At 65.3% G+C, this 20357-nt stretch carries 18 protein-coding genes; 5 read left to right on the top strand and 13 right to left on the bottom strand.

Features of this window, described 5'->3' with window-relative positions; translation table 11 throughout:
• Window positions 1-439 precede the first annotated feature (439 nt).
• Window positions 440-862: a MarR family transcriptional regulator gene (locus tag AB0J29_RS28570; protein ID WP_364792887.1), complete on the bottom strand. Its 423-nt coding sequence runs from the start codon at window positions 860-862 to the stop codon at window positions 440-442.
• Between the two features lie 85 nt (window positions 863-947).
• On the opposite strand from AB0J29_RS28570, the gene AB0J29_RS28565 reads away from it, so the two are divergent.
• Window positions 948-2405 (top strand): MFS transporter, encoded by a 1458-nt coding sequence (locus AB0J29_RS28565; RefSeq protein WP_364792884.1) that lies wholly within the window; start codon window positions 948-950, stop codon window positions 2403-2405.
• A 43-nt stretch (window positions 2406-2448) separates the two neighbouring features.
• Here the strand turns inward: AB0J29_RS28565 and rfbC are convergent, their stop codons facing one another.
• Both rfbC and rfbA read right to left on the bottom strand, forming a co-directional pair.
• Complete coding sequence (gene rfbC, locus AB0J29_RS28560) at window positions 2449-3024, bottom strand: dTDP-4-dehydrorhamnose 3,5-epimerase (RefSeq protein ID WP_364792881.1); 576 nt, start codon at window positions 3022-3024, stop codon at window positions 2449-2451.
• A gap of 3 nt (window positions 3025-3027) precedes the next feature.
• Complete coding sequence (gene rfbA / locus AB0J29_RS28555) at window positions 3028-3900, bottom strand: glucose-1-phosphate thymidylyltransferase RfbA (protein ID WP_364792878.1); 873 nt, start codon at window positions 3898-3900, stop codon at window positions 3028-3030.
• A gap of 241 nt (window positions 3901-4141) precedes the next feature.
• On the opposite strand from rfbA, the gene AB0J29_RS28550 reads away from it, so the two are divergent.
• Window positions 4142-5149 (top strand): alpha/beta hydrolase, encoded by a 1008-nt coding sequence (locus AB0J29_RS28550; protein ID WP_364792875.1) that lies wholly within the window; start codon window positions 4142-4144, stop codon window positions 5147-5149.
• 354 nt (window positions 5150-5503) lie between these two features.
• Here the strand turns inward: AB0J29_RS28550 and AB0J29_RS28545 are convergent, their stop codons facing one another.
• Entirely contained in the window at window positions 5504-6220 is a 717-nt protein-coding gene (locus AB0J29_RS28545; protein WP_364792872.1) for a hypothetical protein, read from the bottom strand.
• Between the two features lie 306 nt (window positions 6221-6526).
• On the opposite strand from AB0J29_RS28545, the gene rfbB reads away from it, so the two are divergent.
• A complete protein-coding gene (gene rfbB / locus AB0J29_RS28540; RefSeq protein ID WP_364792869.1) occupies window positions 6527-7564 on the top strand; it encodes a dTDP-glucose 4,6-dehydratase in 1038 nt (345 codons plus the stop codon).
• Here the strand turns inward: rfbB and AB0J29_RS28535 are convergent.
• Together AB0J29_RS28535 and AB0J29_RS28530 are read right to left on the bottom strand one after the other, a co-directional pair.
• Window positions 7543-9153 (bottom strand): DUF2142 domain-containing protein, encoded by a 1611-nt coding sequence (locus AB0J29_RS28535; RefSeq protein ID WP_364792866.1) that lies wholly within the window; start codon window positions 9151-9153, stop codon window positions 7543-7545. The genes rfbB and AB0J29_RS28535 overlap by 22 nt on opposite strands.
• Window positions 9150-10130 (bottom strand): glycosyltransferase, encoded by a 981-nt coding sequence (locus tag AB0J29_RS28530; protein ID WP_364792863.1) that lies wholly within the window; start codon window positions 10128-10130, stop codon window positions 9150-9152. The genes AB0J29_RS28535 and AB0J29_RS28530 overlap by 4 nt, the downstream gene beginning before the upstream one ends.
• Before the next feature lie 107 nt (window positions 10131-10237).
• Here AB0J29_RS28530 and AB0J29_RS28525 point away from each other — a divergent pair, with 107 nt between their 5' ends.
• Window positions 10238-10795: a GtrA family protein gene (locus AB0J29_RS28525; protein ID WP_364792860.1), complete on the top strand. Its 558-nt coding sequence runs from the start codon at window positions 10238-10240 to the stop codon at window positions 10793-10795.
• 124 nt (window positions 10796-10919) lie between these two features.
• Window positions 10920-12815 (top strand): glycosyltransferase, encoded by a 1896-nt coding sequence (locus tag AB0J29_RS28520; protein ID WP_364792857.1) that lies wholly within the window; start codon window positions 10920-10922, stop codon window positions 12813-12815.
• Between the two features lie 100 nt (window positions 12816-12915).
• Here AB0J29_RS28520 and AB0J29_RS28515 read toward each other — a convergent pair whose 3' ends face one another.
• From AB0J29_RS28515 to AB0J29_RS28485, 7 genes are all read right to left on the bottom strand, one after another.
• Window positions 12916-13476 (bottom strand): O-acetyl-ADP-ribose deacetylase, encoded by a 561-nt coding sequence (locus AB0J29_RS28515; protein WP_364792911.1) that lies wholly within the window; start codon window positions 13474-13476, stop codon window positions 12916-12918.
• A 349-nt stretch (window positions 13477-13825) separates the two neighbouring features.
• Window positions 13826-14677 (bottom strand): NAD(P)-dependent oxidoreductase, encoded by an 852-nt coding sequence (locus AB0J29_RS28510; protein WP_364792854.1) that lies wholly within the window; start codon window positions 14675-14677, stop codon window positions 13826-13828.
• Window positions 14678-14864: 187 nt separating this feature from the next.
• Window positions 14865-15578 carry a hypothetical protein gene (locus tag AB0J29_RS28505; RefSeq protein WP_364792851.1) on the bottom strand — a complete coding sequence of 238 codons (714 nt, stop codon included), beginning with the start codon at window positions 15576-15578 and terminating at the stop codon, window positions 14865-14867.
• A gap of 115 nt (window positions 15579-15693) precedes the next feature.
• Entirely contained in the window at window positions 15694-16815 is a 1122-nt protein-coding gene (gene rsgA / locus AB0J29_RS28500; RefSeq protein WP_364792848.1) for a ribosome small subunit-dependent GTPase A, read from the bottom strand.
• Between the two features lie 202 nt (window positions 16816-17017).
• On the bottom strand, window positions 17018-17968 hold the full coding sequence (locus tag AB0J29_RS28495; RefSeq protein WP_364792908.1) for a glycosyltransferase family 2 protein: 951 nt from the start codon (window positions 17966-17968) through the stop codon (window positions 17018-17020).
• 466 nt (window positions 17969-18434) lie between these two features.
• Entirely contained in the window at window positions 18435-19274 is an 840-nt protein-coding gene (locus tag AB0J29_RS28490; protein ID WP_364388457.1) for an ABC transporter ATP-binding protein, read from the bottom strand.
• 12 nt (window positions 19275-19286) lie between these two features.
• A complete protein-coding gene (locus AB0J29_RS28485; protein WP_364792905.1) occupies window positions 19287-20114 on the bottom strand; it encodes an ABC transporter permease in 828 nt (275 codons plus the stop codon).
• Between the last annotated feature and the right edge of the window lie 243 nt (window positions 20115-20357).

Below are 20357 nucleotides of genomic sequence, written 5' to 3'. Positions count from 1 at the left end.
CGAGCCGTCGAGACTCGCGACTTCGTCGCATGCGCTTCGACGACTCGGACGCGAGACGGGCCGCGAACGGGTCGCTCGTAAGACTCGCTCCGTGGTGGTCGGTTGGGGCGGGGCGTTCGGCACCTGGTGCGCGGGTGTCGAGATTCGCGCCTGTGCTTCGACGAGTCGGCTGAGTCGATGGCCGTGCCTTCGCGCGGACGCGATGCGGGCCGCGAACTCCTCGCCCGTCGAGACTCGCTCCGTGGAGGGGTCGGTGATGGCGGATGGTTCGGACCTGGTGTGCGCGTGTCTAGATTCGTGCCCTATCGGGTGTGCTTCGACGACTCGGCTGAGTCGATGGTCGCGGCTTCGCGCGGTCGCGATGCGGGCCGTGAACTCCTCGCCTGTGAGACTCGCTCCGTCGTGGTCGGGAAACACGGATCGCTACGCGGCTAGCGCGTCAGCAGCCCTGCCGGCTACCCCAGGTCCGCTCGAGCACCTCGCGATGCGTCGGCTGTGCCGAGTCGTAAACCTCGCGACCCTTCTCGGTCAGACATACGAAGATCGCGCGTCGATCCTCGGCGCACATGCTGCGGGTAACCAGGCCGTCGCGCTCCAGTCGCGCCACCGCGCGGGAGAGGGCGCTCTGGCTCAGGTAGATGTCGCTGGCCAGATCGGTCATCCGATAGTCGCCGCAGGCAGCATCGACCAGTCGGTCCAGCGTCTCGAATTCGCTGAGGCCGATATCGTGCTTGCCCTGTAGCTCCTTCTCGAGCGCACAGCTCACGGCGGCGTGTCGGTCGAGCAGCTCACGCCACTCGGCGACCAACCCGGTGGGCGCCACATTGCGCCCCGGTAATCGTGTTGTCGACGGCTTCGACATGGCCCCATCCTAGTGCTCCGCACAGGACCATGCAAGCGCATTAAATGTGTTGGCATTTAATGTCGACGCATGTAATGTTCCGCCCATGACTTCTGCAGCAACCGTTTCGGCCGCGACGGCGACCGATCCGATCAGATGGTCCACTCGGCTCTGGGGCATGCTGATCACCCTCTGCATCGTGCTGTTCCTCGATGGTCTCGACGTTTCGATGATCGGCGTGGCGCTGCCGTCCATCGGCGCCGAATTGGATCTGTCGACTGGAACCCTGCAGTGGTTGGTCAGCGGCTATGTGCTCGGTTACGGCAGCCTGCTGCTGCTGGGCGGTCGCACCGCCGATCTGCTCGGGCGGCGCAAGGTCTTCCTGATCGCACTGGCAGTCTTCGCGGTGGCTTCGCTGGCGGGCGGTCTGGTGACGTCCGGTCCGCTGCTGATCCTGACCCGCTTCATCAAGGGCCTGGCCGCGGCGTTCACCGCCCCGACCGGTCTGTCCATCATCACCACCAACTTCGCCGAGGGCCCGGCCCGCAATAAGGCGCTGTCCATCTACACCGTGTTCGGTGCGGGCGGCTACTCCATGGGCCTGCTGTTCGGCGGTCTGATGACCGGCTTCGGCTGGCGCTGGACCTTCCTGCTTCCGGTGCCGATCGCGCTTGCCGCATTGGCCGCGGCCTGGGTGCTGATCCCCAAGGACGAGGCCGCCGAGGAGGGCGGACACGACATCCTCGGCGCACTGCTGTCCACCGTGGGCATGTTGCTGCTGGTCTACACCGTGGTTGCCGCGCCCGAGGTGGGCTGGGGTTCGGCGCGCACCATCGGTTCATTCGTCGGCGCCGCGGTGCTGTTCGCCGGATTCGTCGCGGTGGAGAAGAAGGTCAGGTACCCGCTGATTCGCCTCGGCATCCTGCGCAAGGTGACGCTGGTCCGGGCCAGCCTCGCGATCATCGCGGTGGCGGGTTCATACTTCAGCTGGCAGTTCATCGTGACCCTGTACCTGCAGGACGCACTGGGCTGGTCGCCGCTGAAGCTGGCCATGGCGCTGCTTCCGGTCGGTCTGCTGGTCGTCGGGTCGGCATTCTTCTCCGACAAGCTCGTCGACCGGTTCGGCACCGGACCGATCATCGCGATCACCATGGTCGTGATGGCCATCGGCTACCTGCTGTTCCTGCGGCTGGACACCACCCCGTCGTATCCGACGATGATCCTGCCGGCGGTACTGCTGATCGGCATCGGCTGGGTCGGCTTCCCCGCCATCAATATTCAGGCGACCAACGGCATCGATGACGATGAGCAGGGGCTGGCGGCCGGTGTGCTGCAGACCTCCATGCAGGTCGGCGCGGCCATCGTGCTCGCGGTGAATACCGCGATCATCTCCTCGGGCGACCACCACGCGAGCACGCCGTCCGCGGTGCTCGACAACTTCCGGCCCGGACTGGAATTCGCCGCGGGTGTGGCCATTGTCGGCGCGCTGATCGCACTGACGGCCTACCTGCCCAAGCGCGCCAAGGCGCGGGCGCAGGAGCCGGAATTGGAGCTCGTCGGCTGAATCCCCTCCGGCCGACGTAAGTCGAACGTCACCGCTCCCTCCCTCATCGGGGGCGGTGACGTTCGGTGTTTTCTGAGAAGGGCGCAGCGGCGGCGTCTTTCGGGGACCGGGTATACGTCAGCGGCTGACCGTCCAGGCCGACCTTCGGCCATTCGATGCCCAGCCGGGGATCGAAGGCATCGATATCCCGGTCGAATTCGGGCGTGTACTCGATCGAACAGAGATAGGTGACGGTGGAGTGGTCCGCCAGCGACAGGATCGCGTGGCCGAGGCCCTCGGACAGGTACATCGAGCGCCGATCGACATCGTCGAGTACCACGCTGTCCCAGCGTCCATAGGTGGGTGACCCGGGCCGCAGATCGACAACGACATCGAGGAACGCACCGCGCACACAGGTCACATACTTGGCTTGCCCCGGCGGATCCTCGGTGTAGTGGATGCCGCGCAGCACCCCGGCCGCCGAGACCGAGCAGTTGACCTGACGCAGATCGAACGGCCGACCGGTCACCTTCTCGAATTCCGAGGCCTTGAACGATTCGCAGAACATGCCGCGCTCGTCGCCGAACTGGCGCGGGGTGATCACCCATGCCCCCGGCACGGCGAGTTCACGGAACTCCATCGCTCACCAATCCCGTCCGCGCTCGAGCAGATCGAGCAGGTAAGTCCCGTAGCCGGAGCGAACCATCGGTTCGGCCAGCGCGCACAGCTGTTCGTCGTCGATAAAGCCCTGCCGCCACGCGACCTCTTCCGGCACACCGATTTTCAGGCCCTGCCGCTGTTCGATGGTGCGCACGTAGTTGGCGGCGTCCAGCAGCGAATCGAAGGTTCCGGTATCCAGCCAGGCGGTACCGCGGGCGAGTACATCGACCTGCAGCCGACCCTGTTCCAGATAGGCGCGATTGATATCGGTGATCTCGTATTCGCCGCGCGCCGATGGTCGCAGCCCGCGCGCGATCTCCACGACATCGTTGTCATAGAAGTACAGCCCGGGGATGGCGTAGTTGGACCGCGGCACCTTGGGCTTCTCCTCGATCGAAACCGCTCGGCCCTCGGTGAATTCGACGACGCCATAGGCGGTCGGATCCGAGACCCAGTACGCGAAGACCGCGCCGCCGTCGATCGCGGTGAAGCGTTCCAGGCTGGTGCCGAGTCCCGGTCCGTGGAAGATATTGTCGCCGAGCACCAGTGCGGCGCTGTCGCCGCCGATGTGCTCGGCGCCGAGGACGAACGCTGTGGCGAGTCCGTCCGGTTCCGGTTGCACGACATAGGTGATCGAGACGCCGAACTGCGAGCCGTCGCCGAGTAGGCGGGCGAACGTGTCGGCGTCCTCCGGGGTGGTGATCACCAGGATGTCTCTGATGCCCGCCAGCATGAGCGTCGACAGCGGGTAGTAGACCATCGGTTTGTCATAGACCGGGACCAGCTGTTTGCTCACCCCGCGCGTGATCGGATGCAACCGGGATCCGGTGCCGCCGGCCAAGATGATTCCGCGCATGGTCCCCGAGTCTGCCAGGCGTATCGCACTCGGCGTCGGCGAGGCTGGGCTTCGGGGGAGTTGCGACTCGCCTACAAATTGATCACGAACGTTTGGTTATCCGGCGCGGCGGGCGATATGTGTTGCGTAGGTCACGTGCACATGGTGTTCTGAAATGCCTGTGTGTGAGATGTCAGCGTCGACTCTCGCCTGGAGAACCGTTCGGTCGGATTCGGCGCGCCAGTGGTGAGGTAGGTGCGCGATGGTGGCGATCGGCGAGAGTGAATTCGACGCGGGTGATCCCGGTCTGTTGATGAATCCGGATGGTCCGAGCGCATCGGCCCGACTGCTGCTGGCGACCTGCCTCGGTGCGGTGCGGCCGGTGCTGCGGATGGTTCCGGTGAGCCGGACGACCATTCCGATCGGAGCCGCGGCGATCGATGGGCTGGCGCGGCTACGGCCACTGCCACGCGGTGTCGATCGGGAACAGGTGGTGCTGAACGGTTTTCGGATGGAGATCCTGCGTCCGTCGGGAGGTTCGCGCGCTCTGCGGCACGGCGCGGTGCTGTACCTGCACGGTGGCGGCTTCGCTATCTGCGGTCTCGGCACCCATCGCCCGATCGCGGCCAGCCTGGCCCGGCGCACTGGGCTGCCGGTGGTCAATGTCGACTACCGCCAATTGCCCGGGAACAGTGTCGCCGCTGCGATCGAGGACTGCCTGACCGCCTACCGCTGGCTGCTGCGGCACGGTGCGGACCCGGCCAGGATCATGTTCGCGGGCGATTCGGCGGGCGGGTTCCTCGCCTTCGCGACCGCACTGCGCGCGATCGAGTCCGGGCTGGCGTCGCCGGGCGGGCTGATCGGGCTGAGTCCACTGCTCGATCTGGATTACGCCGCCAAGCGTGACTATATGAATGTCGCGCGCGATCCCTATCTGCCGCTGTCCGCGCTGGAGGCGGTGGTGCGGATCGGCGCCGAGGTGGACGGGGTGTTGGATCCGCTGGCGTCGCCGGTCAACGGTGCCTTGGCGAGTCTGCCGCCGGTACTGCTGATCACCGCCGAAGACGAAGTGCTGCGCTATGACTGCGAACTCATGGCCCGCAGGCTGACCGCGGCCGGTGTGCCTAACGCGCTGGAGATCTGGCGTGGGCAGGTGCATGCGTTCATGGCGATCGCCCCGAATCTGCCCGAGAGCAGAATGGCGCTGGCGCGGGTCTCGCGGTTCGTGCGCGCCCGCCTCGAGCAGCCGCAGCGGGCTCGGACGGCGTGACCTGGATCGGCCGGACGAGTCGCGAACCCCGCACCCGGACCTCGCCCTTCGGCGGCTGTCCGGTGCGGGGTTCTTTTTGTAAGAAATCGCGCCGAGAGTTCCCATCTGCTATTCGGAGAATTCGCTTGTGGAGTGCACGCGGATCGCTATTCAGCGTTCAATTCGATTTACCTTTTGTTCACCTTTTCGAGGTTGAAGATACTCCGCGCCCCGCTTATATCCCGGCTGTATCGCACGCGCAGATGCCGCCCGGCCATTTCGGTCGAACGGCGATGAGCAGCGGAAACCCCGCCCGATCGATGACGGGCGGGGTTTCCTGGGCTCGTTTTCAGTTGTGTGGAGCCGTCGTCCGACTTACTTCGCCGGTGCCGGCGCGACGAACGGCTGGTTGATGGTGGTGAAGTACTGGATCGCCGCACCGATCGCGACCGGAGCCGTGATCAGGATCTGACCGGCCAGGGTGCCGAGCGCACCGACACCGGCGATTCCCACAAGGCAGCCGACGGCTGCCGCCGGGATGAACGGACCGAACAGACCGGCGATAGTGCCGGCGGCGATGGTCGCGCCCGCGATACCACCGAGCACACAGCCGACCGCCCCGCCGCCGAGGCCACCGACCAGGGTGCCGACGGTGGCGCCCATGGCGATGGTGTCCTTCATGCGGTTGAAGGCGGCCTGCTCACGGTCGTACTCGTTCTTCCAGGGAGCCTTGTCCTCGTACGGCAGGGCGACCGGCTTGTAGGTGGCCTTCGCCATGTCGAGCTGCGGGGTGAGGGTGGCGGTGTGGTCGGCGATATCCGCGACGATCGGGAATTCGAACTCGTCGAGGCGGAAAGTGAGCGGGGTGCCCGCGACGGTGGTGCCGTTGGCGGCCTTGATCTTGAGGGCGTTGTCCTCGACCACCAGCGAGCCGGAGTCGATCGAGATGACCGACTGGGTATCGGTCGAGTTCGCGGTGAAGTTGATCGGGGCGTCGGCGGACTCCGCCGGTTCCGCGTGGACGGTTCCTGCGGTGATGCCCATGGCGGCGATCAGCAGGGCCGAAGTCGCGGCAAATTTCCTCATCAGCATTTTGTTTTGGACCTCGATGTGAAGCGTTCGAAGGGGACTAGACGATCGAAATCTAGACCAGCTAACGCGTGGTGAACCGGTTGTGACCGTTAATTCAAATTTTGTTCACCATCGTGACTCGCATCTTGGTGGGTTATTTGAAATGTGCACGCTGACCATGGCCTTTCAGAAAGAACTGAACACGCGTCTTTTCCTTTACGTTCGTGCAGCGTGATGAACATCACAGATTTAACCCTGGTGGCGCAGGTGAGTACGGCCGAACGGATCCGGCCGCAGCGGGCCGCGCGGGCGACGTAAGGTCATGGGGTGCGACTGCTCGTAACCGGCGGGGCCGGGTTCATCGGTGCGAATTTCGTCCAACAGACCGTGGCCGAGTGTCCCGACGCCACCGTAACCGTCCTTGACGCTTTGACCTACGCGGGAAACCGGGCCTCGCTCGAGCCGGTGGCCGACCGCATCGACTTCGTGCACGGTGATATCGCCGATCTGGATCTGGTCGACGAGCTCGTCTCGGGTGTCGACGCCGTGGTCCACTTCGCCGCCGAATCGCATAACGACAACTCCCTCGCCGAACCCTGGCCGTTCGTGCAGACCAATATTGTCGGTACCTACTCGCTGCTGCAAGCGGTGCGCCGCCACGACGTGCGCTACCACCATGTCTCCACCGACGAGGTCTACGGCGATCTCGCGCCGGACGGGTCCGCGTTCGACGAGAACACCCCCTACAACCCGTCCAGCCCCTACTCGGCCACCAAGGCCTCGAGCGATCTGCTGGTGCGCGCCTGGACCCGCTCGTTCGGCGTCCGCGCGACAATCTCCAACTGCAGCAACAACTATGGGCCGTATCAGCATGTGGAGAAGTTCATCCCGCGCCAGATCACCAACCTCATCGACGGTGTGCGGCCGCGGCTCTACGGCACCGGACATCAGGTGCGCGACTGGATCCACGTCGACGATCACAACCGCGCGGTGTGGGACATCCTGCAGCGCGGGCGAATCGGGCAGACCTATCTGATCGGCGCGGACGGTGAACTCGACAACAAGTCCGTGGTGCGGATGATCCTCGCGGCCTTCGACCGCGATCCGGACGATTTCGATCACGTCACCGACCGGGCGGGTCACGATCAGCGCTATGCGATCGATGCGACGCTACTGCGCACCGAGCTCGGTTGGACGCCACGCTATTCCGACTTCGGTGCCGGACTCGCCGCGACCATTCAGTGGTACCGCGACAACGAATCCTGGTGGCGGCCGGCCAAAGCCACGACCGAGCGCGCCTACGCCGAGGCGGGCGAAACCGCCCTCGACACCAGAGGGCCGGGTCAGCCCCAGACGATCGAGTAGTACTTCCAGAGCGCGGCGATCAGCGCGACCAGTGTTGCCCCGATGACGGCGATGGCCGGACCCTTGGTCGGGGTCTGGCCGCGGACATCGGTGAGCCGCAACGGCATCCAACGCAGCAGCACCACCAGTGCGACGATCGCCAATGGCACGAAGTACCGCCCTTGGACGCCGTCGATGATGTAGTAGCCGACCGGTGTGAACGACATGTACAGCGTCACATAGATCATCGCGACGCTGGCGAGCATCGTCAGTGCGACGATCAGCGTGCGCCGGAAGGTGGCGGTCGCGGTATTCATCCGATCCGCGATACCGACGCTGACCGCGAAGGCGAGCAGGCAGGTCAGCATCGATAACGCGGGAACGTCGATGTAGGCGAAGCCGAGTTCACCGAAGAACTGGCTGAACCACCGCTGATCGCGCAGTGCGATGCTCTCGCCGAAGGTGTTCACGAAATTCACCGGGTCGGTGAGGATTCCGTGCAGCTGATCGCCCGGACGCACCGAATTCCATTGGTGCTGTGGCCGCATCAGGCCCATTCCGTCGCCGGTCGGTGCGGCGATCTTCATCCAGCCCGCGAAGGCCAGCGCGCCGGTTGCGGCGAAACCCCATGGGATGAACCGCTTCCAGCCGGACGCGCCGCCGAAGGCGAACCGAGACGTCGGCACCAGCACCACGAGCATGGCGAGCAGGACATAGGTCGGCTTGCTGACCGGCAGCAGCAGGGTCGCGCCCAACAGTGCCGCCGTCTCCGTGCGGCCGAGGCCGTCACCCAGGAACAGCGCCTTGACCAGCAGGGCCGAAACCAGAATGGCCAGTGCGTTGGTCATCGTGTCGGCGGTAATCGTGCCCGCCTGGAAGATCGCGATCGGCAGCACGGCGACGGTGAATACCAGCCACTGCACCCGGTGTGCGCGCAGGGCCCACAGGCCGAAACCGACCAGAGCGAGGTAGACGGCCAGGCCCGCGAGGCGGGTCAGCAGCAGCATGGCGCCGACATTCAGCCCGAACAGCTCCGCGACCCGAATGCCAACGGTCGCAGGGATGTACGGCACGGGCGAGTAGGCGGCGGTATTGGTGAACCAGACCGGCTCCTCGGCCTTCGAAACCGCGGCGCCCTCCATCCGGGCGTAGCTGCCGGGATCGGCCACCATCGGATCCGGCTCTTCCGGATTGGTGGTGTAGTCGTGCAGCGCGTAGCCCATCAACTGGGTGATGCTGATCGGCACATCACCGCCATAGGCGATGCCGCGATCGTCGTGGATCCGCTGCGGCGCGAAGCCACCGTGCGCGACCTGGTACGCACGGCCGAACTGGGTGATTTCATCGTGGCCCCAGAACGGCGGGGTGATCCAGGCGAACAGTGCGCCGAAGACCGTGGCGACGATGGTGAAGGCGACCGTCGCCGCGCCGAAACGGGCCACGATCCGGCGTCCGAGATTGCCCGCCGCATTGGTCGCGGCCGGATTCGGTCCGCTCGAATCAGGTTCGGCGGCAGCGGATTCGGGTGCCGCCGCGGCGACATTGCCGGCCGCGGTCGGCTTCGGTTCGGAAGTCGCTGCGGTTGCGGTTCGATCCGCCGAGGCGGTCAACGCTCGGCTCCACCGCGGCGCGCACCACCACCATGCGCGTCATCCGCGCCGACTGCCGAGTAGCGCAGGTAGACCAGCCGGGCGGCCTCGTGCCGAGAGCGCCGGATGCCATCCAGGATCAGACCAGCGGTCCAGGCCAGGCTGCCGAGCAGCAGCAGGGTGAAACCGAGGAACAGCGTCGGGAACCGGGGCACCTCATGGGTGTTGTAGAACTCGACGACGATCGGAATGGTCAGGATGATCGAGACCAGCCAGCTCAGCGTGCCGAACAAGCCATAGAACGCGACCGGCCGCTCATGTCTGGCCAAGCCGATGATCAGCGCGAGGATCTTGAATCCGTCGTGGTAGGTGCGCAGCTTGCTCTCACTGCCCGCGGGCCGATCGCGGAAGCCGACCGGAACCGCGGTCCGCGGCACCCGCAGATGCAGGGAATGCACGGTCAGCTCGGTTTCGATCTCGAATTCGCGCGAAACGGCAGGAAAGCTCTTCACGAACCGGCGCGAGAACACCCGGAATCCGCTGAGCATATCTTCGACGTTCTCGCCGAACACCTTTCCGACCACGCCGTTGAGCACCTTGTTACCGGTCTCGTGGCCGGAGCGGTACGCCGACGCACCCTCGTCCTGCTTACGGACGCCGAGCACATGGTCGTAGGGACCATCGAGGAGCGTCTTGATCATCAGCGGCGCGGCCGACGCCTCGTAGGTGTCGTCGCCGTCGATCATCAGATAGATATCGGCCTCGATATCGGCGAAGGCGCGGCGCACCACATTGCCCTTGCCCTTGGTGCGCTCATGGCGCACGATCGCACCAGCCTCGCGGGCCCGCTCGGCGGTCCCGTCGGTGCTGAGGTTGTCGTAGACGTAGACGACGATTCCCGGCACGGCGGCCTGCAGGTCGGCGACGACCTTGGCGACCGAAGCCTCCTCGTTGTGGCATGGCACCACGGCGGCAATTCGGAGCTCGGTGGAGTCCACCCGGTCAATCCTCGATGTCGGCGGTGAATGGGGAACACCGGGAGGGTACAGGGCGATACCTGTTGGTGCGCACTCGGTTCACCGAGCCACTGGGGTACCGTCGCCGAGTGTCTTACCCTGAGCAGCCCGTGTCCTTCTCCGAACGGTCCGGCTCACCGCACCTGTCGCCGATCGGTGACCAGGAACAACCGGCGGACGAGCCGCTGACCGCGAAGGTGATCGCCGCACTGCGGCGCGGCGGCGCCTTCCTGGTGGTCGGCGCGATCGGCTTCGTCGTCGACGCGGGCACCTACAACCTGCTGGTGTTCTGGGGTGGCGAGGGTGTGCTGTACCACGCGCCGCTGCCCGCCAAGATCATCGCGATCGCGGTGGCCACCGTGGTGACCTATTTCGGCAACAAGTGGTGGACCTTCGGCCACAAGAAATCCGATAACCCGGGGCGCGAGTACCTGCTCTATGCCCTATTCAATGTGGTCGCTATCGGTCTGCAACTGGGCTGCCTCGGGTTCTCCCGCTATGTGCTCGACCTGTCATCAGCGCTGTCGGACAACATTTCCGGCACGCTGATCGGTCAGATCGTCGCGGTCGTATTCCGCTACTTTGCCTACGATAAATTCGTATTCGTCGGTTCTTCGGACATACCGGCTAATGACAAGCAACTATAACTAACGGGGCCGCCCCGATTCCTGGACAGGCAGTTGCCGAGGCGAATTGGTATCCTCGCACCCGCCGCGAAGGCATCCAGGGGCGTGTCTGTCCCGTCGGCACCAAAACGATTTCGAGGACTTCATGGATCAGTCGGCTACCCAGGCCGTTACCGAGACAAATGACCGACCTTCGACCGCGCCCGCCTCGCTGCGCGTCGATCATCATGCGCCCGATCGGCTGGTGCTGCAGCGCGGCATCTTCACCGGTCCGTCGGCGAAGGTGAGTGACGAGCTATATGCCGTCGTCAAGGGTCGTGCCCATCGGGAACGCTTGGAGCTGAGACTGGACAAGGGCGCATCCGCACATACCAATACCTATTTCGGGCGGTTCGCGGCCAGCTACTGGCAGCGCTGGACCACGGTTACCGAGGTACGGGCGACCATGGTGCTCGATGTGACCAACCGGGCCTGCGTCCGGGTGGTCGCCTCCGATATCGCCGGGCACCGCCGGATCATCGATACCGCCGAGGTCACCGCCAGCGGCCCGCTGACCCTGACCGCACCGCTGGACCAGTACGTCGACGGCGGCGCGCTGTGGCTCGAGTTCGATGCCATCGGCGGCGAACTCGGCATTTCCGCGCAGACCTGGACCTCTACCGCGCCCGATCATGTGCGCCCCGTCGCCATCGCGATCTGCACCTTCAACCGGGCCGCGGACTGCGCCGAGACGGTGGCCGCGCTGGCCTCCGACGCCCCGATTCTGGAGGCCATCGACGCGGTCTATGTGGTGGATCAGGGCACTGATCTGGTGGAGAACCAGGCGCGCTTCAAGGAGACGCTGCCGATTTTCGGTGACAAGCTGCAGTACATCCGGCAGCCGAATCTCGGCGGTGCGGGTGGCTTTACCCGTGGCCTCTACGAGGTGTCCGCGGTCAACGAGCACGCCGACGTCATCCTGATGGACGACGACATCCTCTGCGAACCGGAAACGGTATTGCGGCTCAATGCCTTCGCCAATATGACCGTGGCACCGACGTTGGTCGGTGCGCAGATGTTGTTCCTGCTCAACCCGGATTACCTGAATGTCGGCGCCGAGGAAGTGCATCTGCACGAACTGAAGCACGGCCAGAAGGTGCCGAAGGCGCTGCGCAACACCAGCATGCTGAAGAAGAACCAGGAGCGCCGCGTCGACGCCGGCTACAACGCCTGGTGGACCTGCCTGATCCCAGCCGAGGTAGTCGCCAAGATCGGGCTGCCGGTGCCGATCTTCTTCCAATGGGATGATGTCGAGTACGGCATCCGGGCCCGTGAGCACGGGTTCGTCACGGTGACGCTGCCGAATGCCGCGGTCTGGCACGCGGACTTCTACTGGAAGGACTACGACGACTGGGCGCGCTACTTCAGCACGCGCAACTCGTTGATCGTCGGTTCGCTGCACGCGGATCTCGATGGAAAAGCCATTACCCGCCAGCTGTTCCGGAATCTGGCCGAACATCTGGTCGCCATGCAGTACGGCCTCGTGCACACCACGCTGCAGGGCATCGAGGACTTCATGAAGGGGCCGAAGATCCTGCGCGACGGTGGCATTGCCGCGTTGTCCGCCGCCCGCACCAGCCGCGCCGATTACGACGAGACCATCAAACATCCGGCCGCGACCCCACCGGTGCGCTCGGCCGATATCCAATTGCGCCGTGCCGGTGGTGAACCGAGTCGGGTCACGGCGGTGCTGATCAAGCGGGCCATCGCCCAGTGGACCGGGCGCACCCAGCGCGGCCTGGTCGGCGTCACCCGCGAGGACGCGCACTGGTGGCACGTTTCGCTCTTCGACCACGTCGTGGTCACCGACGCCTCGCAGTCCGGTGTCCGGGTCCGCCGGCGCGATAAGGCGCGCGCTCGCGCCCTGCTCATCCGCACCATCCGCGTCCTGCGCCGCCTCCGCCGCGAACTCCCCATCCTCACCAAGCAGTACCGCGCCGCGATGCCGGAGCTCACCAGCCGCGAAAACTGGGAGCGCCTCTATGGCATCGAACCGAACTGAGGGCTGAGTCCGGATCGCGCGGCGCGCAATGGTTTGCGCGCCGCGCATTGATTTGCCCGGACATTTCGTGCGCCGTGTGCACAAGCATGCGCGGCGATGCTCAGCGCAGTGCGGTTTCGAATGCGGTGTACGCGCGCTCGTCGAAGAGGACGAAGCGGACTTCTTGCACGGATGTTTGTGTGTGGCACACCGTTTCGGTAGCGATGCGGGCGCCGTCATCCATCGGCCAGCCGTAGATGCCGGTCGAGATGGCGGGAAAGGCGATTGTTCGCGCACCCAATTCGTCTGCCACACGGAGGGATTCGCGGTAGCAGGAGGCGAGGAGCGCGGAGCGGTCTTCGGTCGCGGACCACACGGGTCCGACGGTGTGGATCACCCATCGGGCCCACATGTTGCCTCCGGTGGTGGCGACCGCCTGACCGGTGGGCAGCCCTTTGCCGTAGTGCGACGCGCGCAGATCGCGGCACGCGTCGAGAATTGCGGGCCCACCAGCGCGATGGATTGCGCCGTCGACGCCGCCGCCGCCGAGCAGAGAAGAGTTGGCCGCGTTGACGATCGCGTCGACTCGCTGCTCGGTGATATCACCCTGGTGCAGGATGACCGTGGCGGTACCAGGCGCGCCGGAGATCAGGTGCCGAGCGCGCCCTTCCAGTAGCGGCATCAATACCTGCCGCCAGGCATCGAGACTCACCATCCCGCTCGATATGCCGCCGTGCGCGAACTCCGATCGGTACACCCTGTCGGGTGCGTCTTTCGAGTCGAGACGCAAGCCGACGATCTGCTCGAAGGTGTTGTGCAGCAGTGCGATCACCTCGGCCGATGTCGGCGGTGGGCCGAGAGCCTCGAGCCGACTCCGCAATTCTTGCCACAGGTAGGGATCTCCGCGTAGTCCCCACCCTTCGGGCTCCGGCTCGAAGAGTGCGGCCAAGGTCGGGGTACCGGTCACGATCTCGACGGTAGCGGGCAGGCGGATCGAAGGTGGCCGGGTAAGCCACCTTCGAGCGCGACGATCAGAGGAAAAGGTCGGTGGTCAGTTCGCCATCGCCAGGGACGACGCGGTATTTGTCCAGGTCGGTGCTGCCGTGCGCGGCGAGGACTTCGTCATCGAGGAAGAAGTTGCCGGTGGTCTCCTTCGACGGCGAGGTGAGGACCAGGTAGGCGGCGTCGGCGTAGATATCGGGGGTGCGGGAGGTGGCGATCATTTCCGCGCCGCCGAGCAGGTTCTCGACCGCGGCGGTGGCGATGGTGGTGCGCGGCCACAGTGAGTTGACGGCGATACCGTCGCCCTTGAGCTCCTCGGCCAAACCCAGTGTGGTGAGCGACATTCCGTACTTGGCGATGGTGTAACCGAGCGCCATACCCGCCCACTTCGGGTCCAGGTTGAGCGGCGGCGACAGGGTCAGGATGTGCGGGTTGCGGCCCGCCGCGGCCGATTCGCGCAGCGCGGGAATGCTGAGCTTGGCGAGTAGGAAGCTGCCGCGGCAGTTGATGTCCTGCATCAGGTCGTACTTCTTCATCGAGATGGTGTCGGTGGGCGACAGATCGATCGCGGACGCGTTGTTGACGACGATATCGATGCCGCCGAACCGCTCGACGGTCTGGCGCACGGCCTCGGCGACCGACTCATCGATGCGCACATCGCCGACGAAGGGCAGTACCGTGCCGCCCGCCGCCTCGAGTTCCGCCGCCGCGGTATGGATGGTGCCGGGCAGCTTCGGATGCGGTTGGTCGGTCTTCGCGATCAGGGTGATATTCGCGCCGTCCGCGGCGGCTCGCTTGGCGATCTCCAGACCGATGCCGCGGCTGCCGCCCGACATGATCATCGTCCTGCCCGCGAGCGGCTTCGATCCCGATTCCGTCATGACTGCTCCTGTCGTCTCTGCCGCGGGTGGGTGCGCCCGCGGCGGCCGTGCGGACCCGTTCGAGCGACCCTGCGAGCAGTCGCCGACGGGTGTTGTGCACGTTAAGCGTAACTCAGAATCCTATGCAACTGGTTGCATAAGGTAGCCGAAGAAAGGGCGCCGGAACCCCGACGCCCTTTCGACGCTGTCAGATCGTGGAGGCTCCAACGATCAACACGATGTTCAGCAGAATCATCAATGCCACGATGGCCCAGCTGATGTAGATGAAGACGGCGCCGGGCGTCTTCTGCGGCACCGGGCCGATGGCGCCGTTGAGGAAGATGATCGCGGGCGGCTTGTAATAGAACCGCACGCCCTGACCTTCCTGGATCGACGCCGTCGTATTCGCCTGGCCCATATCGAACAGCCAGGGCGTAGTCACCCGCACGTGGTACTGACCCGGACCGACCGGAATGTGGTTCTGGCCCCACCGCGTATTCGGCACCCGCTGACCGTTGATCAGGATCTTCGGCTTGGTGATCGCCAACAGGAAGGCGAACCACTCATACGAGGCGTCGACGGTGATGCCCGGTGCGGCCGGTGCCTGCTGCGGACCCGCCTGGCCATACGGCACGGGCGGCTGACCGAACGGCTGCTGCCCATAGGGCTGCGGCTGACCGTACGGCTGCGGCGGTGCGGGGTGCGGCTGGCCGCCGTACTGCGGTTGCGGAATATGTGGCTGACTGCCGTACGGCGGTTGCGGCACCTGCGGTTGGCTGACCGGCTGCCCCGCGGGCGGCGCGTATTGCGGTGGCGCACCGTAGGGATTCGGCGCGCTCTGCGTCGCCGGCTGACCATATGCGGGCTGCCCGGGCCATTGCCCGGGCTGTCCTTGAGGCGGATAACCGCCGGGGTAACTCATCGGAACCCTCCCGTAATTGCGATGTTTGCGTGCTGACCCTACCGTCGCTGATGCGACGTCAGCTTGCCCCTGATGGTTAGGCCTGCCGCACCTCGGCCTGGGGGATGCGCCGGAATCAGCGCCGCGAACCTCGCTCCTGGTAGAACTGCCGCTGCTGCTTGCGGATATCGCGCCACGCCTTGGCGCGTTCGGCCTGCAATCGCTTATCCGATCGCGCTGCCATCCAGGCGTTTTCCCGTTCGAGTTTGCGATAGCTGTCGAAGCGGCGCCGGGTGAGCGCGCCGCTGTCGATGGCTTCCCGCACCGCACAGCCGGGTTCACCATTGTGCGCGCAGTTGTCGAACCGGCAATGCGCCGCAAGGGATTCGATATCGCTGAAGGTCTTCTCGATGCCTTCGGCGGCATCCCAGAGGCCGATACCGCGCAGTCCAGGCGTATCGATCAGCGTGCCGCCGCCGGGCAGTGGCCGCAGTTCCCGATGCACGGTGGTATGCCTGCCCTTCTTATCCACCGCGCGAACGGTGTTGGTGGCAAAGACTTCCTGGCCGAGCAGGGCATTGGCGAGCGTCGATTTCCCGACACCGGACGCACCGATCAGCGCGACGGTGCCGTCGAGCATCGCGGTGAGCACATCGATTCCGAATCCGGTATCCGCACTGACCGCGAGTGTGACCGCGCCGGGCGCGACGGCCTGCACCTCGTCGAGCGGAATATCCGGTGCCGCATCGGCTTTGGTGAGCACCACGATCGGCTGTGCGCTGCTCTCCCAGGCCAGTGCGAGCATCCGCTCGATGCGTCCGAGGTCGATTTCGCCGTCGGCGGCACTGCAGATCAGCACGGTATCGACATTCGCAGCGAGCACCTGGCCTCGAGCGCGTCGGTCGGCGGCCGAGCGGGTGATCGCCCCGCGACGCGGCAGCAGTTGCCGCACATTCAATTCGGCATCGATGCTCACCCAGTCACCCGTGCACAGCCCGCTGATGTCGGAGTCGGCACCCCGCATGAGCGGGTCAGGCTGGGAGGAGGCAGCTTGTGTAACCACGGACGGCCCCCGCTTAGGCGGAGTTGGACGCAGACAGCGGGCGCGGGCGATTCCGGTCGGTGTCGCGACATCGCATTCGCTGCGATCCATGCGGATCACCCGCGCGGGGACGCACCCATCGTCGATGAGCGAGTTGTATTCATTGGCAACGGCTTCGGTCCAGCCGTAAGGGACGAGGAGGTCGTGGTCGACCATGATGGAAGGAATCCTTCGTCGGGCGCCGAGCCCGAACCGGACTCAGCGAGAGATATCTGAGGCGGAAATTCGTGCGACCGCGTGCGTTTGCACGGCTGATCCGGGCACGACAATCCGAATGGTCCGTGTCACGATCTCCACCTCCTCACTCTCATCTCGACGTTGCTCGCCCACTGTGGCATGGTGCGCAGAGCTGCGCAATCTATTTTTCGCCGGAAGTCTTCTCGTCCGGGGCCGGCTTGCCGAACTGCTCGTTGCGGCCCAGGCTGCGCAGGTGGAACCATTCGCGCAGACCGGCCGGGTCGCGGCGGGTGACGAGGAAGAACCAGGAGAAGCGGATCCATTCCTGGGGCAGCAGTTTGCGCATACCGGGCTGGGCCATGAGGTAGCCGCGGTTGCGGTAGGTGAAGTAGCGCTTGACCGGGTCGTCCGGGTACTGGGTGTGCATGCGGCCGCCGAGGATCGGCTTGAATTCGGCGGCGCCATTGGGGTGCAGGTAGGCCGTCTGTAGGCAGGTGCCGAACGGCAGACCGGAGCGGACCAGCCTGCGGTGCACCTCGACCTCGTCGCCGCGCACGAATAACCGCAGGTCCGGCACGCCGATCAGATCGACCGCCTTGGCGGAGATCAGTGCGCCGTTGAAGAGCGAGGCGATGCCTGGCAGGAAGTCTTCATCGCCCAGTTCGGAACGTAGCCGCCGCCAGACCACGCCGCGGCGCAGCGGGAAGGCGAGACGGTCCGGCTCGTCGATATCGCAGACCACCGGCGATACCTCGACCAGACTGTGCCGGCCCGCGCAATCGAGCAGCGTGGCAAGCACTTCCGAGCCGTCGGGGCGGCCGTCGTCGTCGGCCAGCCACACCCAGTCCGCGCCGAGGGTCAGCGCGTGCAGCATGCCGAGCGCGAAACCGCCGGCGCCGCCTAGATTGTGCGCCGAGCCGAGGTAGGTGGCCTCGAGCGGTTGCTGGGCGACCAGCTCCGCGACCTCGGGTTCATTGGCATTGTCGACCACGATCAGGTGGTCCACCGGCCGGGTCTGGGAGACAAGGACTTTCAGCGATTCGGCGAGCAGTTCGCGGCGCTTGTGGGTGACGACCACGGCGATGATTTTGGCCTCGGGGCCGGTGCCCGCCGGGGTGCGGGCGGCTGCGATCTGTGCGGGGGAGGGGTCGTCGGAGTCGTCCAGGTCGTCCGGGATGTGCGCCCCCTGGTCATCCGCAGGCTGCGGGTTCGCGGCTTGTGGCGCTGTGTTGTCCGCCGGGTGAGGTGTTGCTTGTGGCGCTGGGTCGTTCGCGGGCTGAGCTGTGGCTTGTGGCGCTCGGTCGGCTGCGGGCTGAGGTGCCGCGTCGCGGGGCGCAGGATCGTTGGCCGGGGAGCTCGAGGTCGGTGCATCCGAATCCGGCACGGAGTCGATCGAGGTCTCGCCCCCCGCGTCGATCGGGGCGTTCTGCCCGGTCGGCTCACTCATGCTGTAACCATTTGGCGTGATCGAGGGGCCCTCCGTGGTTACGCCGGCTGCCTCCTCCGGGCCCTCACCGCTCATGGCTTTGCCTCGCTAACGCTCGGAGGCGCCACGAGCGGTCGCCCGGCCGTGTCGATTGCTCGCTCGCTGCGCTCGCTCACGCCTGATTCCGCTCCAATTCTCGCTCGGTTCCCATTTTCCGTTCCGCTTCCATTTCGCGCAGCACGGTGGCGACGTGATTGCCCGCGTCCGGGCCCTCGTAGGCGCGCACCACTTCTTCGATACCGCCGCGCAAACGGATCTGCCCGTGGTCGACCCACATGGCGGTATCACAGAGCTGGGCGAGGAATTCGTTGGAATGGCTGGCGAACACCAGAATGCCCGAGCGGGCAACCAGTGATTGCAACCGGATCCGAGCCTTCTTCATGAATTCCGCATCGACCGCGCCGATCCCCTCGTCGAGCAGCAGGATCTCCGGATCAATGGAGGTCACCACGCCCATCGCCAGGCGCACCCGCATACCGGTGGAATAGGTGCGCAGTGGCATCGACAGGTATTCGCCGAGTTCGGTGAATTCGGCGATCTCGTCGATCTTCGACAGCATCTGCTTGCGCGTCTGTCCGAGGAAAAGCCCGCGGATGATGATGTTCTCGAAGCCGGAGATCTCCGGATCCATACCGACGCCGAGGTCGAATACCGGCGCGACCCGGCCGCGGATGCGCGCGCTGCCGCGCGAGGGTTCGTAGATTCCCGAAAGCAGCCGCAGCAGTGTCGATTTGCCGGCGCCGTTATGTCCGACCAGGCCGACCCGGTCGCCCTCTTTCAGCGAAAGAGTAATGTCGCGCAGCGCCTCGACCACCACCACATCGGACTGATTGCGGCCGATCGCACCGCCGGCCTTGCCGAGGAATGCCTTTTTCAGCGACCGCGATTTGGCGTCGAAGATCGGGAACTCGACCCACGCTTGGCGGGTTTCGATACTCACATGGTCGGTCATCGGCCCGATCTCCTATACCCAGTACGGCACGCGCGAACGGTACTTCTTCATGGCGAATATCGCCACGATCCAGCCGACCACGGTGATGGCGCCAACGATCCCCCAGTGATACAGATGCTGATCATCGCCGAGCAGCGGTGCGCGGACGATCTCCAGGTAATGGAAGGTCGGGATGATTTCGGCCAGCTTCGCGCGCTCGCTCACCTGACCGCCCTGGGATTCCAGGCTTTTGGTATTCCACATGACCGGCGTGAGCACGAACAGCATCAGCGTGAGGCTGCCGAGGATCGGCGCGATATCGCGGTAGCGGGTACTGAAGATGCCGAACACGATCGAGACCCACATCGAGTTCAGGAACACCAGCCCCAGCGCGGGAATCGCCAAAATGGCGGTCCAGTGCAGTTTTTCCCAGACGCCGAATGCGACCAGCACCACCAGATAAATCAATATGTTGTGCGCGAAGAACAGCAGTTGTCGCCAGACCAGGCGATAGACGTGCACGCTCAGCGCCGACGGCAGCTGTTTGATCAGCCCCTCATTGGCGATGAACACCTCCGAGCCCTCGAGGATGCTGGCCTGGATCACATTCCAGATGATGATGCCGATCGCCACATACGGCAGATAGGACTTGATCGACTGGCCGAGCAGCGCGGAGTACAGAATGCCGATCGCGGCGGCCTGCACACCGGTTGCGATGGTGATCCAGAACGGACCGAGCACCGAGCGCCGATAGCGCTGTTTGATGTCCTGCCAGCCCAGCGACAGCCACAGTTCGCGCTGTGTGAAGCCGCCGCGGAAATCCCTGAACGCGCGGCCGAAGGTTTGCGAATCCGAGATGATCGGGGTCGCCAGCGCGGCGTCCTCGTCCGACGGGGATGTTTCCGCGTCGGCGCTCACCGGATGCTCCGGTGCGATCTCGGCTTCAGGAGGTACGGAGGTCTCATCGGAACTCTCGTCGGTACGCGCTTGGCTGGTATCTGAACGCACTGAACCCTCTTCAGGACGGTCCGAGCTCTCATCGGGACGCGCCGTATTCACATCGGAGACCGAGTCGGGGCGGGCGGCGGCGGACGGCACGGTGCA

Source organism: Nocardia sp. NPDC049707, from assembly GCF_040674855.1.
Lineage (GTDB): Bacteria > Actinomycetota > Actinomycetes > Mycobacteriales > Mycobacteriaceae > Nocardia.
The sequence above is the reverse complement of the archived record's forward strand: the minus strand, read 5'-3'. Positions and strand labels throughout refer to the sequence as shown.